This is a genomic window from Microbulbifer variabilis, assembly GCF_020524905.1.
GTDB classification, from domain to species: domain Bacteria; phylum Pseudomonadota; class Gammaproteobacteria; order Pseudomonadales; family Cellvibrionaceae; genus Microbulbifer; species Microbulbifer variabilis_A.
This window is the reverse complement of sequence record NZ_JAIVKI010000003.1, coordinates 319293-333680: the sequence shown is the minus strand read 5'-3', so window position 1 is coordinate 333680 and position 14388 is coordinate 319293. Positions and strand designations below refer to the sequence as shown.

Here is a 14388-nt window from a genome sequence, read left to right as displayed (position 1 = left end):
ATGGCCTCCTTATAGAACTTGCCGGTTCATGGAGGCCATATTTTTACTCTGCACGCCGGAACGGCAGAGCCCTGTCAAGTCTCACCGCCAGAGGCGGTGGTTTACCTATGTGTTAATTACAATTATTCATCAACAAATTCATCCCCCAAAAAAATAAATCAATAATTTTCACTTAACTCGGAGGAAACCTAATTTTTGCGGAAAAATTACATTATTAACTCGGCGATAATATAATTCTGTTATAATATCCAAATGGATATTATTGATGCAAGAAAATTACCCACTTCCGCGCTGGAAGAGAACCGCTGTGAAGCTTTGGAAGAAGTCAGGCTCTATAAGCAGAAATTGCGCGAACTCTGGACGTTTCCAGCCGAGCAATACAAAACTGGATCAATACTTATAAAGTAGGCGGCTTTAAAACATTAACTTCTACATTAACTTCTAAAAGGCGCGGCCGACCTGAAGGCATAAACCACAGGTTAACACCAGAGCAGGAAAAAATCTTCAAAAACAAATCGCAGACAAACAGCCAGATCAGATCAAGCTTGACTACGTGCTGTGGACACGCAAGGCAGCCATGGAGCTGATTGAGCACGAGTATGGCAAAAAGATGCCAATTCGTACCGTCGGTGATTATCTGAAGCGCTGGGGTTTTACACCACAGAAGCCCGCCAAACGGGCCTATGAGCAAAACCCTAAAGCCGTTAAAAAATGACTGGAAGAAGGCTATCCAGGCATTAAGCATCGCGCGAAACAGGAAAATGCGGAGATTTACTGGAGCGACGAAACAGGAATTCACAGTGATTACCAACATGAGCGCGGCTATGCACCAAAAGGAAAAACGCTTATTGTAAAAATGAACGCCAAGCGTGCTTCACTAAATATAATTTCTGCGATTACGAATCAAGGAACTGTCTGGTTTCAAATATATGAGGGGAGTATGAATGCTGACCAATTAATCGATTTTTTTCAAGCGACTGACCAAAACAACACTTCGGACAGTTTCATGCAGCTATAGCCGCGTAGTCACTGTACCGTTCGTAAATGCCTGTAACTTTTCCACATCTTAGGTTCAATTATAACTCTTTGAAAAGTCTGCCCATGAGATACTGGTTGAACTTGCGGCGCTACCAGCTGGCAATTGAAATAACCGTTGCTTCGTCTGCTTTTTTCATTTTTCTATCCTCAATTTTTAATAAAATTAGGACCGTTAATGATGCATTTACATGCAGATTGATCGCCTCTTTTCGAGTTGACCGGCAGTGAGTTAGATCTGTGTGCTACTTTGTATCCCTGAATAAAAATTCTACTTGAAACCTTGACTTGTAATAGGCGATCAGTGTCATCGCATCCAGTTCTGTGTCCGTCGAATACAGCAGTGCGTGACTCTCTTTGTCGCCGTTAGTCGACCTCAGCATCACAACGCGAATAACCCTTTTCAAAAAACTGGCATAGACAGCCTTTGTATAAACCTCAGTCGAATCATCCAGAGCGCCAACATGTTCAAAACGATCCGAGTCGGCAACAAAGTCAACCTTTCCATCGTGTTTACAGGGGCATCCAGTGCCGCTGTAAACGCCTTCATATAGCCACAACGGATTTGCATCAGCTCGCAACTTGCCAACGATGTGTAACCCCGCTGGAATGATGGCCGAAATGAATTTCACCTTGGTATAGTAGGCATCTGCAGCAAGATATCTAATATCAAGATCAAGGAGTGTTGGTGCAAGTTTAACGGCTTGGTTAGCATATAGCTCAATTCGTGATCGGCCTTCTTCGTCTATTGTCTGCTGAGCATCCAAAACATAGGCAGTATTCGACTTCAGGTCAGTGATGCTGATCATAGAGATTTCAAGGCCACGTTGTGAGACTCCGACACTACCATTGTAATACCTGCAGCCCAGGCCCTCCGTCTTTTTCCCTGACTTATTGATAAAACTGGCATCTATAGCAGCTACGCATTCATGATCGTTTGGGAACGTCTGCATAAACAATTCTGCATTGAACTTAACGAAGTCAAAATTCCGACGAGACCATCGACGATAGCGCTTCTCACTGGATAGACTGTACCGCTCCATGTTCAGAAATGTCGCCTTCCCCTGGAAAACCATCAGTACAGCAAATAGTGTGAGCATGAACTATCTTTGTGGTTTTTTGATATTGGACATTCGAACGAAAATAGCTTTTACTACGTCTTCCATGGGCAGGTACTGCGTTAATTAGATTTGAGAACCTTATTTTCTCAGCACCTGCCCATGGTTCCTACCCATTTCACTTCTTAAAACTGTCCGAAGTATTGATTAAGAATAAAAATAAGAAACGCGATCCAGAAATGTACCAACCAAGAAAGGGAATCAGCGGTATTTTGGAATGAAGATGCACATTGGTACAGATGATACTCTAGGGCTCATTCATAGTATCGATACAACAGCCGCTAATGAGCACGACATAACTGCGACAGGTAAATTGCTGCATGGCAAAGAAAAATGAGTCTGGGACGATTCTGGTTACACCGGTGCAGAGAAACGCGAAGAACTGAAGTCAAGAAATATGGAGTGGCACATTGCAGAGAAGCCAAACCTTTTAAGGCATCGTCCAGGACAGGATGAGTTACGAGCAATGGAAAAAAACAAAGCCCACATTAGGGCAAAAGTAGAGCACCCGTTCCGATATATAAAAAATATTTTTGGATATGGGAAGGTACGCTACCGGGGTTTAAAGAAAAACACCCAACGCATGAGCCTGCTGGCTGGCTTTACCAACCTGTTGATTGGGAAAAAATACCTGCTGAGCTAGGGCCAATGTGGCTGAAATCCGCAAGATGCGGATTTCAGGCAAGGAAAATAGCGTAAAATTCGGTTGAAAACTTGAATTTCGGCTAAAAGCAGTCATTTTTTTCCTGCGTGAAACGTAATCTAGGCGTAGATGCCTATTTTTCAGAGTTTCCCTAAGTCCTTTTTTGTGAAAATGGATATTCAATGGAGATTCCAAACACCTGGGCACCACTACTAATTTCTGCCGTTAGAGATGCCACCTTATATCAAGAAGGTTTTCTAAACAGTGAAACAATTCGGGATAAAACGGATTATGAAGAGCACCACCTGCAACTCACTCAGCTTCTTGAATTCCTCAAAGAGGAGTATAAAGAGGTTGAAAAAGAGGTAGGAATACCGCTGGAAAAAATTCTCTGAATGCATCATTTGTGGCGGGTATCTAACCGCCACAAATATTGTTCTTATTCCCCAGCTCCCTCACGGCATTCACCACGCACTTCACCCCCATATTCAGATATAACCCGCTCAATCTCAAAATAACCGCGTTTGCAGAAACCGGTTTCCAGCATCTTCTGCTCCAGAGCCCAATCGAAGTAAGCCTCCACCCGACGACTCGAAGGGCCTCCACTATCCATAGGCCCTCGCGGCATACGGGACTGCGCACTGGAGCCTGCCACTACCGGTGCCGGAATATCGCGTTGCTTTCCTTTTAGGGTGAAAGTAAAACGCTTGGCGCCATTAGGAGCAACTTCAGTTTCGAAGGATTCCTTCATCCCCGGTATCGGACTGTTACTGGTGCAGCCTGTCAATATCAGGACAAACGTCAGGCAAAATGACAACGGCAATAGGAATACGGAAAAGTTAAATTTATTATTATTCAGCACAACTAGCCCTCTTTGGCCCATAAATAGCTTCCACGAAAGGCAACTCGCCTCCGTAGACTTAATGAATTATTTGAAAACCACCGTTTTATTGCCATGGATAAATACCCGCTCCTGCAACACCAACTGCAGTGCGCGGGACAGAACCAGTTTTTCCACATCGCGGCCCGCATCCGCCATGGATTCCGCCGAATAGGCATGATCCACATGAATCACATCCTGCTCAATAATCGGCCCCTCATCCAGGTCATCGGTTACGAAGTGGGCGGTGGCACCGATAATTTTCACTCCGCGCTCATAGGCTTGCTGATAGGGCTTGGCCCCGATAAAGGCCGGCAGGAAGGAGTGGTGGATATTGATGATTCGGCCAGGATAACGGGCGACAAACTCCGGGGTGAGTACCCGCATATACTTGGCCAGTACCAGGTAATCCGGGTTGTACTCATCCACCAAAGCGGCCACTTTTTGTTCGTGCTCGCTGCGCTCCAGATCTTGTGCCGGTACACAGTGAAAGGGGATATCAAACTTCTCTACCAGTCCGCCCAGATCTAGATAATTGCCAATCACTGCGGCAATCTCCACATCCATTGCACCCGAGTAGCACTTCATGAGGATATCTCCCAGGCAATGGGGCTCTCGTGTCACCATTAGTACTAAGCGCTTGCGCTCAGCGGACACCAGGCACCGCTCGGCCCCCTGCGGTAGGGCCATATCCAAGTCTTCCAGGAATGTCGTGTCATTGAAGATACCTTCGAGGGCAGTGCGCATAAAAAAGCGGCCTTCGGCGCGGTCTACAAACTCATCATTTTTGATGATATTGAGCTGGTGCTTGTAGCAAATATTGGTAATCTTCGCGATCAGGCCCTTATCATCAGGGCAGTCGGTTAGCAGTATCTTCTTTTCCATGGTCGAATTTCAGGCCAAATATCCAGAGTTCAGACTATACACTATGCCGTCTTATCGATTCAGCGATCCATTCCGGGGAGAACATGGATAAAAACCTTTACGCAGATCATATGGCCACCCTGTGCCGCCGCTACGATGACATATTGGAGTCCTGCGGCTTCGACACTCTCAATGTGTTTAGCGGCGCACCCAGGATGCAGTTTCTGGATGACAACCCCTACCCTTTTAAGGTCAATCCCCAGTTCAAAGCCCTGGTACCGATCACGGACAACCCCAACAGCTGGGTGATCTATAGGCGCGGGCAGAAGCCCAAGCTATTGTTCTACCGCCCAGTGGACTTCTGGCACTATGTCCCGCCCGCTCCGCAGACTTTCTGGAGTGAGTTCTACGATATCGAGCTGTTGAGTATGCCAGCGGATGCTCGGGAATTCCTAAACGCGGATAACGCCGCCTTTATTGGCGAGGCCGACAGGTTCCAGGAATGGCCACTCGGCGAGATGAATCCCGAAATCCTAATCAACCGCCTACATTGGGCGCGCGCCTACAAGACTCCTTATGAAGTGGCCTGCCTGCGTGAGGCCAACCGCATTGCGGTAGCAGGGCATCAAGCCGCTGAACTGGCTTTTCGCGGCGGCGCCAGCGAGTTCGAGATCAATCAGGCTTACCTGAGTGCTACCGGCCAGGGCGAGAACACCATGCCGTACGGCAATATCGTGGCCCTCAACGAACACGCAGCCATTTTGCACTACACGCACCTCTCCACCCAGCGGCTACCCGGCACAGAATTAAAGACCTTTCTGATAGACGCCGGGGCCAATTGCAACGGTTACTGCGCGGATATCACCCGCACCTATAGCTATGCCGACAGTGAATTCGCCCAGCTGGTGGCAGCAATGGATGAAAAGCAGCTGCAGCTGGTGGACGGCCTCAAGCCTGGCCTGCCCTACCCGGATCTACACCGCCAGTGCCATCTGAAAGTCGGCGAGCTGCTGGCCCAGTTCAATATCATCAAGACCTCTGCCGAGAGTGCGGTGGAATCCGGGTTAACCCGACCTTTTATGCCTCACGGCCTGGGCCACTTCCTCGGTCTGCAGGTACACGATGTGGGTGGCCACCAGAGTGGCCCCGATGGCGGCACCACGCCCCCACCTGCGGAGTACCCCTTCCTGCGCACCAGCCGTACCATTGAGGAAAATCAGGTATTTACTATTGAGCCGGGGCTCTACTTTATCGATAACCTACTGACGGAATTGAAAGCCTCTCCACTTGCCAGCGAAGTGAACTGGAATAAAGTGGAGGAATTCCGCCCTTACGGCGGTGTGCGTATCGAGGACAATATTGTGGTGGGCACCGAAGCAAATGAGAACCTCACCCGTGCTTGCGAAGCGGAACATTGATACCTTAGGCAAGCAGACACTCTAATTCGCCCTGGTTCTCGCTCCCACCAAAAGTGCAACAGTCAGGCAGGTCTTGTTACCTGCCTGACTGTCAAATTCCCACGGATTTTCCTACACTATCAGCTAATAAAATAAAAAACCCGTAAGGTTTATTCCAACGCCCTATCGCCCCAATTAATCCTTCTGCCGAATTTACTCTAAAAGCGCCCATCCAGCGTTTCGACATCTCTTGCCTGAACATAAAAAAACAGCCAATCTCCCCTGCGTAAAATAACAAGCAGGGTTCACCCTATGAAAAAATCCAAGCTAGCAACACTGGTCGCCGCCGCAGTATTTACCGCTGCCAATTCCACCTATGCGAAATCGATCGAATATGTCTTTTACGACAAAGAAGGTATCGCTGGCAGCGAGGTGATCGAACAAAAAGGTTCGAAAATTTCCGGGGAATTAAAGCTCGGCTGGAATAATCGCCGACTGAACCTTAAAGAGAGTTTCACCATCGGCGCAGCCAAAATGCCCGAGCAAGTCCACATTGAAGGTATCAGCCCTTTTGGCGCACCCGTTAACGAAGAATTTACAATTAAAGATGGTGTAGCCACTTGGCAAGGCTCCGATGAACACGGTAGTGCAAAAACTTCCGAAGCGCAGTTTTATATTCCCAAAAATTCGACCCTAGCCGTGCAAACCCAGCTGGTAAAAGCGCTACTCGCCGACAAGGATCACAGCATAGGTTTGCTACCCCAAGGCCAGGCCCAGCTACACAAACTTGATCAACTCACCCTTAAGCAGGGTGATGAGGAAAAAACTGCATATCTCTACGGTGTGAGTGGTCTCGGTTTTACTCCTGGTCTCGCTTGGTACGACGAGTCCGGAGATCTGTTTGCCGCCGATGAAGGAAGCTGGTTCGCTATATTGCGCAAGGGCTGGGATAAATCCCATCTGCAACAGCTCAAAGAGCGCCAGGTTGCCGCTTCCGATCAATATTTGCAGGATATCGCCAAAAAATACACCCATGCCTCCATCCAGCCGATCCTGATTAGCAACGTCAATCTGGTGGATGTGGAAGAAGGCAAGCTGCACAAGCGCCGCCACCTACTGGTGGAAAACGGCAAGATCACAAAAATCAGCCGCCGCCCAATCAAAGTCCCTAATGCCACCCATATCGATGCCAAAGGACACACCCTTATTCCCGGGCTGTGGGATATGCACGCACATCTGTCACCCACTGATGGCACCCTGAATATGGCCGCCGGTATTATCAATGTACGCGATATCGGTAATACCCACGAAAATATTATGCGCATCTCCGAAATGTATGAGTCTGAACAGATTATTGGCGGCGACTTGTTCCGCGCGGGCTTTATGGACCGGGAAAGCGAAAATGCTATGCGCATGGGTAAAACCGCGAATAGCCTGGAAGAAGCCAAGGAAATCGTAGACTGGTATGCGGAGCGCGGCTACCAGCAGATAAAAACTTACAGTTCCATGGAACCTGAGTGGATCGCTCCCTTAGCCAAACACATCCATGAAAGCGGTTTGCGTTTATCTGGACATATTCCCGCCTTTATGACTGCGGAGGAAGCGGTGGATTCCGGCTTTGATGAAATCCAGCATATCAATATGCTGTTCCTCAATTTTATGGGCAAGATCGACACCCGCAAAAAACTGCGTTTTACCGAAATTGGCGAACATGCCCACGAGCTTGACTTGGAAAGTGCGGAAGTTGGTGAATTCCTGGATAAACTCGCAAAAAAAGGCACGGTAGTAGATGCCACCACCACCGTATTTAGCTCTATGTTGCTGCGCCAACCAGGCAAAGTGGATCCTGAGTTTGCAGATATCGCCGACCATTTACCGGTGAATATTCAGCGCTCATTTGTCGGTGCCGAGTTGGATGTGAAACCGGAGCACCGGGATGATTACGATCTCTCTGCCGATGCCCTGCTGAAAATGATGCGTAAACTGCATGAGCACAAAGTAACTATGGTAGCGGGTTCCGATGGTATTCCCGGATTTACCCTGCTGCGCGAATTGGAGCTCTATGCCAAGTCTGGTATTCCCGCAATGGATGTTCTGCGCACTGCCACATTGATTCCCGCCCAAGTCATGGGAGCCGATCAATATACCGGCAGTATCACCGTGGGTAAAAATGCGGACCTGGTTTTACTTGAGGGTAATCCACTGGAAGATATCAGTGCACTGCGTCGCACCGCATTGGTTATTGAGGGGCAAAACCTCTATCGCCCGGATGAGCTTTATCAGGCCCTGGGTATCAAGCCATTCCACCCCTCAGTGCCATTTGAATTAAATGGTACTACCACCATTGCAGCCAAGTCTGAATAAAAAAGGCAAAGCAGCAAGTAAAAAATGGAAAGTTAAAAAACCGGCAATCAAAAAGATTGCCGGTTTTTTAACTGCTAATATCAGGCAAACTCGCTGCGCACCGTGCGTGCCGCTTCAACCATGTTCAGTAGCGAGGACCCCACCTCTGCCCAACTGCGAGTTTTCAAACCACAATCCGGGTTCACCCAGAGTCGCTGTATCGGCACCACCTCGGCAATTTTCTTCAGGCGCTCTAACAGCTCCTCCCGTTCGGGTACATTGGGAGAGTGAATATCGTAAATTCCCGGCCCAATTTCATTGGGGTAGCCACCGTTCCTATCGGCAAAAGCACTGAGTAGGCGCAGGTCGGAGCGGGCGGATTCGATAGTAATGACATCCGCATCCAGGGAGACAATCGCCTCCATAATCGCATTGAAATTGCTATAACACATATGGGTGTGAATCTGGGTTTCCGCTTGTACCCCGCTACAGGTGTAGCGGAAGCAACCCACCGCCCAGGCAAAATAATCGGCATGCTCGGATTCCCGCAGGGGAACCCCTTCGCGTAAGGCCGGTTCATCAATCTGGATAATTCCTATGCCCGCATTCTCAAGATCCAATACTTCCTGGCGTAGAGCCTCGGCAATCTGCAGGCAGCTTTCACTGCGGTGGATATCCTCGCGAGGGAAGGACCAGTTGAGAATAGTCACTGGACCTGTGAGCATGCCTTTTACTGGCCGTTGGCTCAGGCTCTGAGCATAGCGGCTCCACTCCACCGTCATAGCCTGTGGACGGAAGATGTCACCGAAAATAATCGGGGGTTTTACACAGCGGGAACCGTAACTCTGCACCCAACCGTTGCCAGTATGCACAAATCCCTGCAGTTGCTCGCCAAAATACTCCACCATATCGTTGCGCTCGGCTTCGCCGTGTACCAACACGTCCAAGCCAAGAATTTCCTGGCGACGGATCGCCTCAGCAATTTCCGCGCGCAAATGCTGGGTGTAATCCGATTCACTGATCTCGCCGCTACGATATTGGCGTCGCACCTTGCGCAATAGGTCCGTTTGCGGGAAGGAACCGATAGTCGTGGTGGGCAACAGTGGCAACTGCCAGCGTTTTTCCTGTAGCACCGCGCGCTCCTGATAGCGTTGTGCCCGCCAACTATCTTGTAAGCGTTCGGTGATAGAGTTGCCGGGTACAGGATTCTTTACACTGGATTCAGTTGAGGAAACTGGCTCGGCCAGTAGTTTTTGCAGTTGAGCCAACTCCGCTAACTTCTGACGGCTGTAAGCGAGATTTTGTTTTTGCTCAGCCGGTAACGATGTTTCGGTATCCAAGTCCACCGGACTGTGCAGCAGTGAGCAGCTGGCCGAAATCCATAGGCGCTCGTCCAAACGGTCCGCCAGGGGCTTCAACTGTGAGTGCCACTTCGGCAAATCTACTCGCCATACATTGCGGCCATTCAGCACGCCCGCGGAAAGTACCTGATCTTCACCGAGCAACTGCGCGGCTTGCGCAAGCTCCTCTGGCGCACGTACACAGTCAATATGTACTCCCGCTACCGGCAGGAAAAAGGCCAGTTGCAGGTTTTCCCGCAGCGGGGAAAAGTAGGTTGTTAGCAACAATTTCAGATCCACAGCCTGATTGAACCGGGCATACACATCGTGAAACGCACTGCGCCATTGCTCTGGCAGATCCAGGCCGAGAATCGGCTCATCAATCTGCACCCACTCCACCCCCAGGCTTTTAAGCTGGGAAAACAGCTCTGTATAGCAGGGCAATAAGTTGGCGAGTAAATCCAAGGCATTATCAACACCCCGACCCAGCCATAGGTAAGTGAGCGGTCCGATAATGACAGGTTTGACCCTGTGCCCCTGGGACTGTGCTTCGCGTACTTCTTTCAATAGCCAATCACTATCCAGGGTAAAGGCTTGCTTCTCGTGAAGCTCCGGCACCAGGTAGTGGTAATTGGTGTCGAACCACTTGGTCATAGCGCTCGCTGCCACCGGCTGACCGGAAGGCGCGCGCCCGCGGGCCAGACGAAAGTACTGGTCCAATTTATTGCTCGCAGCCCCTTCGGCAAAGCGCTCAGCGACCACACCGAACATCAGCGAGTGATTGAGCACCTGGTCATACCAGGCAAAATCACCAACCGTCACTAAATTGAGCCCCTCACTCGCCTGGGCCTGCCAGCTCTCCCGGCGAATCGCCTCACCAACCTCTAATAGCTGCTGTTGGGATATCTCACCACGCCAATAGGCTTCCTGGGCTTTCTTGAGTTCACGATCGGCGCCGATGCGCGGGTAACCGAGGATATGCGTTTGCACCATTTCTGCTTTTCCAAGTCCGTTCCTGTGAGAGGGGCTAGGCCCTTTTATTCCTGCCTACACCTATCGGCGACATCTGCATCTACCAATAGCAGCTTCGCCACTTGTGAGGCTTCGGACTTGATTGTGTGCCCGCAGTGTTATTCAATCAATTTCATATTTTTTGCCATAAACATGAATAATTTTAATGATGATAGAAGTTCGCCATCTGCGCGCTCTCTCGGTTCTGCGCGAGACCGGCAGCCTGGTGCGTGCCTCCGAGCGCCTGCACCTGACCCAGTCGGCGCTATCCCACCTGTTCCGGGAAATGGAGGAGCGCCACAACCTGCCTCTATTTGTGCGCAAGTCCCGCCCTCTGCGCTTTACCAGCGCCGGATTGCGCCTGCTGCAGCTGGCCGATGACATATTGCCACGCACGGCACTGGCCCAGCGGGACCTGGCGCGACTGGCCTCAGGTCAATCGGGACGTTTGAATATCGCCATCGAGTGCCACAGCTGTTACCAGTGGTTGATGCCAGCTTTGAATACTTATCGCGACGACTGGCCCGAAGTGGAGCTGGATCTGTGCAGCGGCTTTCACTTCGCGCCGCTGCCAGCCCTGACCCGCGGTGATCTGGATCTGGTGGTCACCTCCAACCCGGACCGGGACTTAAAAGGCATTCACTATCAACCGCTGTTCAGCTTTGAGATGTGCCTGGCACTCAGCCGTAAACACCCACTACTGCAAGATGATGCCAAGCGCCGCTGGGTTAAACCCGAGGAGCTGGCCAGAGAGGTGCAGATCACTTATCCGGTGGAACGGGAGCGTCTGGATATTTTCCAGAATTTCCTGGAACCCGCCGGCGTCGAGCCCGCAGGTGTGCGCACGGCGGAGTTGACGGTTATGATGGTGCAGCTGGTGGCCAGTGGCCGCGGTGTCTGTGCCCTGCCCAACTGGGCCCTGCACGAGTATCTGCAAAAAGGATTTGTGGCCCAGCTGCGTCTAGGCGAAAAGGGGCTTTGGAGCACTCTCTATGCCGCCGTGCGCGAGGAAATGCTGGAGCAGGCCTATGTCGCTGACTTCCTGCAGACCGCCCGGGACACCTGTTTTACCCACCTAAATGGGATTCGTGCGGCGAATTAAGTAGAAGCTAATGCCACTGCTTTCAGCAACAAATAACTGGAGTGGGTGCACACACCCGCCACAATTAATCGCCCACTCTGGGTGCTGCTTTACAGGAGATGTTCTATGTCCACTACAAGTGATCGCTGGAATTCAGTGAGTAAGAGCCTGCATTGGCTATTTGTGATTTTACTACTGGCGGTATGGGGCGCCGTGGAGCTTCACGAATTCTTTGAGCGTGACGACCCGATGCGCGGTTGGTTTGTGCGACTGCACTTCTCACTGGGTATCACAATATTGATGTTACTGGCAGTTCGCCTCTATTGGCGCGCGCGCCACAAGCGCCCGCAAATTCAGGGCCGCTCCTGGCAAAAGGCCTTATCCAGCCTGACCCACGGTGCTCTTTACCTGGTTTTATTGGCGATGCCGGTTTCCGGTATCGCAATGCGCCAGCTGTTCGGTAGGGACACAGAGTTTTTCGGCCTCTTTGCCCTGCCGCGCTTACTAGCGGAAAACTCGGACCTGGGCAAGCAGCTCGCTTTTCTGCACAAGGATGTTTTGTGGCCGGCACTGCTGGTATTGGTGGGACTGCATATCGCCGCCGCGCTCTGGCACCACTTCGTAATGCGCGACAGCACCCTGACCCGTATGCTACCGCAACGATAAGCACAGCTACCCTAGCCTTGCGGAATAAAAAAAACGGCGCTATGAGCGCCGTTTTTTGCTTTGGATATTCGCTGGGAAAAGATTACTCCCCACCATTATCCCGTTTGAACTTGGGCTTGCCCTTAGGCTTGCCCTGTGGCTTACCCTTTGGCTTACCCTTGGGTTTCCCTCTCGGCTTGACCGCGTCCTCATCGAAACGGGAAATCTTCATCGGCTTACCGGCCACCCGCACCTTCTTCAGGTGCTGGAGTATTTCCTTGGGCATACCTTCCGGAAGGTCCACGGTAGTGAAGTCTCCATAGATCTCAATACGGCCTATATAGGAGCTATCCAGATCCACTTCGTTGGCAATGGCACCGACGATGCCACCCGGACGCACACCGTGCTCGCGACCAACTTCGATACGGTAACGCTCCAGCCCCTCATCCGGCCCTGGCATCTTGCGGTCTTTTTCAAAACCTTCTTTCTTGCGACGGCGACCGTCAAAATCATCGTCCCGCTCGCGGCGCTCTCTTTCTTTGCGCGGCTTGGGCTCTTGCTCCTTGACCAGCAGCGGCTGGTCACCCTGGGCCATAGAAGCCAAAGCGGCGGCGACATCCAGCGGGTCCACCTCATTCTGGGCGAGGAACTCCTCCACCAGCAGGCGGTAAGGCGCCAAGTCTGTCTGGCCTTCCAGGGTTGTGGTAATACGCTCGCGGAAGCGCTGCATACGGGCACTATTGACCATTGCTGCACTGGGTAAATCCAGCTTTTCAATGGGCTTCTTGGTGGCCTTCTCGATAACGCGCAACATGCGACGCTCGCGCGGTGCCACAAACAGGATGGCATCGCCCTCGCGACCGGCGCGACCGGTACGGCCGATACGGTGAATATAAGCCTCGGTATCGTAAGGGATGTCGTAGTTGATCACGTGGCTGATACGCTTTACATCCAGGCCGCGCGCTGCTACATCGGTGGCAACAACGATATCGAGCTTGCCGTTCTTGAGCTTGTCGATCACCTGTTCACGCAGGTTCTGCGCCATATCGCCATTCAGGGCGGCACTGGCAAAACCACGCGCAGCCAGTTTGTCGGCAAGCTCGACGGTGCTGTTTTTGGTGCGCACAAAAATAATCGTGGCATCCACCGGCTCCGCTTCGAGGATACGGGTCAGTGCATCCAGCTTGTGCAGACCGCCAACAGGCCAGTAGCGCTGGCGGATAGTCTCAGCGGTCTCCTGCTTGACGCGGATTTTGACTTCAACCGGCTCCTGAAGGTACTCTCGAGCAATCCGAGCGATCTCTTTAGGCATAGTGGCGGAGAACAGCGCAATCTGGCGTTCTTCAGGGATCTGCTCCAATACCCACTGAACATCGTCGATAAAGCCCATTCGTAGCATTTCATCGGCTTCATCCAGCACCAGGGTGCGCAGGTTGGAGAGATCCAGGGAGCCGCGGCGCATATGGTCCATCACCCGGCCGGGGGTACCCACCACCAGCTGCACGCCACGTTTCAGTTGTTGAATCTGTCCACGATAGTCGGCACCACCGTAGATCGGTGCCACGTGGAAGCCTTTCAGGTTGGAGGCATAGGCCTGGCAGGCCTCGGCCACCTGGATAGCCAGTTCGCGAGTCGGCGCCAGTACCAAAGCTTGGGGGCGGCGGTCTTTCAGGTCCAATTTGGACAGTAATGGCAGTGCGAAGGCGGCAGTTTTGCCGGTGCCGGTCTGGGCCTGGCCCAGTACATCGCGGTTCTCCAACAGAGAGGGGATTGTCTGTGCCTGAATCGGAGAGGGGGTCTCATAGCCTAGTTTTTCAATGGCAGTAAGGATTTCAGGCGGCAGGCCCAGCTGGTCGAAGCCGGCCGGTTTTGGGGTATCGGTCATTTCGGAATTCACTTGAAGCCTAAGTCCCTGTCGCGGGACCGGAGCGGTGGGTCAAAAGGTCGCGCAGTCTAACAGGTTAGACGTTCCAGATCAGCCTGTTTTTTAAACAGACCACTGAAGTGTGCCATATCTACTACAAGTCGATA

15 protein-coding genes and 1 pseudogene are annotated in these 14388 nt (G+C 51.4%); 10 read left to right on the top strand and 6 right to left on the bottom strand.

What is annotated here, in order from left to right; all coding sequences use genetic code 11:
* The first annotated feature begins 252 nt into the window (after positions 1–252).
* From LC073_RS06625 to LC073_RS21905, 4 genes are read left to right on the top strand one after another with little or no spacing between them, the layout of a single operon-like run.
* A complete protein-coding gene (locus LC073_RS06625) occupies positions 253–408 on the top strand; it encodes a hypothetical protein (RefSeq protein WP_226645242.1) in 156 nt (51 codons plus the stop codon).
* Positions 345–587: a helix-turn-helix domain-containing protein gene (locus LC073_RS21910; RefSeq protein WP_413231436.1), complete on the top strand. Its 243-nt coding sequence runs from the start codon at positions 345–347 to the stop codon at positions 585–587. Before LC073_RS06625 ends, LC073_RS21910 begins: the two co-directional genes overlap by 64 nt.
* On the top strand, positions 554–715 hold the full coding sequence (locus tag LC073_RS06620) for a helix-turn-helix domain-containing protein (RefSeq protein ID WP_226645238.1): 162 nt from the start codon (positions 554–556) through the stop codon (positions 713–715). Before LC073_RS21910 ends, LC073_RS06620 begins: the two co-directional genes overlap by 34 nt.
* Positions 716–1018, top strand: coding sequence for a transposase (locus tag LC073_RS21905; RefSeq protein ID WP_413231435.1), 303 nt, complete (start codon positions 716–718; stop codon positions 1016–1018).
* A gap of 262 nt (positions 1019–1280) precedes the next feature.
* On the opposite strand, the gene LC073_RS06610 is transcribed toward LC073_RS21905, so the two are convergent.
* Complete coding sequence (locus tag LC073_RS06610; protein WP_226645234.1) at positions 1281–2135, bottom strand: transposase; 855 nt, start codon at positions 2133–2135, stop codon at positions 1281–1283.
* A gap of 235 nt (positions 2136–2370) precedes the next feature.
* Between LC073_RS06610 and LC073_RS06605 the strand changes: the two are divergent.
* Together LC073_RS06605 and LC073_RS06600 are read left to right on the top strand one after the other, a co-directional pair.
* A pseudogene (locus tag LC073_RS06605) lies at positions 2371–2796 on the top strand (transposase).
* Between the two features lie 182 nt (positions 2797–2978).
* On the top strand, positions 2979–3191 hold the full coding sequence (locus LC073_RS06600) for a hypothetical protein (RefSeq protein WP_226645231.1): 213 nt from the start codon (positions 2979–2981) through the stop codon (positions 3189–3191).
* A 44-nt stretch (positions 3192–3235) separates the two neighbouring features.
* Here the strand turns inward: LC073_RS06600 and LC073_RS06595 are convergent, their stop codons facing one another.
* Both LC073_RS06595 and purU read right to left on the bottom strand, forming a co-directional pair.
* The gene (locus LC073_RS06595; RefSeq protein ID WP_226645228.1) at positions 3236–3658 is read right to left on the bottom strand and encodes a hypothetical protein; all 423 of its coding nucleotides are present in this window, start codon (positions 3656–3658) and stop codon (positions 3236–3238) included.
* Positions 3659–3724: 66 nt separating this feature from the next.
* Positions 3725–4561 carry a formyltetrahydrofolate deformylase gene (gene purU, locus LC073_RS06590; RefSeq protein WP_226645225.1) on the bottom strand — a complete coding sequence of 279 codons (837 nt, stop codon included), beginning with the start codon at positions 4559–4561 and terminating at the stop codon, positions 3725–3727.
* Positions 4562–4644: 83 nt separating this feature from the next.
* Between purU and pepQ the strand changes: the two genes are divergently transcribed.
* Positions 4645–5958, top strand: a complete 1314-nt coding sequence (pepQ, locus tag LC073_RS06585; protein ID WP_226645222.1) for a Xaa-Pro dipeptidase — start codon at positions 4645–4647, stop codon at positions 5956–5958.
* A 91-nt stretch (positions 5959–6049) separates the two neighbouring features.
* Here pepQ and LC073_RS06580 read toward each other — a convergent pair whose 3' ends face one another.
* On the bottom strand, positions 6050–6235 hold the full coding sequence (locus LC073_RS06580) for a hypothetical protein (RefSeq protein WP_226645219.1): 186 nt from the start codon (positions 6233–6235) through the stop codon (positions 6050–6052).
* Between the two features lie 14 nt (positions 6236–6249).
* Here LC073_RS06580 and LC073_RS06575 point away from each other — a divergent pair, with 14 nt between their 5' ends.
* Positions 6250–8301, top strand: coding sequence for an amidohydrolase family protein (locus LC073_RS06575; protein WP_226645216.1), 2052 nt, complete (start codon positions 6250–6252; stop codon positions 8299–8301).
* An 80-nt stretch (positions 8302–8381) separates the two neighbouring features.
* Here LC073_RS06575 and metE read toward each other — a convergent pair whose 3' ends face one another.
* Entirely contained in the window at positions 8382–10613 is a 2232-nt protein-coding gene (gene metE, locus LC073_RS06570; RefSeq protein ID WP_226645213.1) for a 5-methyltetrahydropteroyltriglutamate--homocysteine S-methyltransferase, read from the bottom strand.
* A 187-nt stretch (positions 10614–10800) separates the two neighbouring features.
* Between metE and LC073_RS06565 the strand changes: the two genes are divergently transcribed.
* Together LC073_RS06565 and LC073_RS06560 are read left to right on the top strand one after the other, a co-directional pair.
* On the top strand, positions 10801–11733 hold the full coding sequence (locus LC073_RS06565; protein ID WP_226645257.1) for a LysR family transcriptional regulator: 933 nt from the start codon (positions 10801–10803) through the stop codon (positions 11731–11733).
* A 105-nt stretch (positions 11734–11838) separates the two neighbouring features.
* A complete protein-coding gene (locus LC073_RS06560) occupies positions 11839–12378 on the top strand; it encodes a cytochrome b (protein ID WP_226645208.1) in 540 nt (179 codons plus the stop codon).
* Positions 12379–12460: 82 nt separating this feature from the next.
* On the opposite strand, the gene LC073_RS06555 is transcribed toward LC073_RS06560, so the two are convergent.
* A complete protein-coding gene (locus LC073_RS06555) occupies positions 12461–14242 on the bottom strand; it encodes a DEAD/DEAH box helicase (RefSeq protein ID WP_226645206.1) in 1782 nt (593 codons plus the stop codon).
* Between the last annotated feature and the right edge of the window lie 146 nt (positions 14243–14388).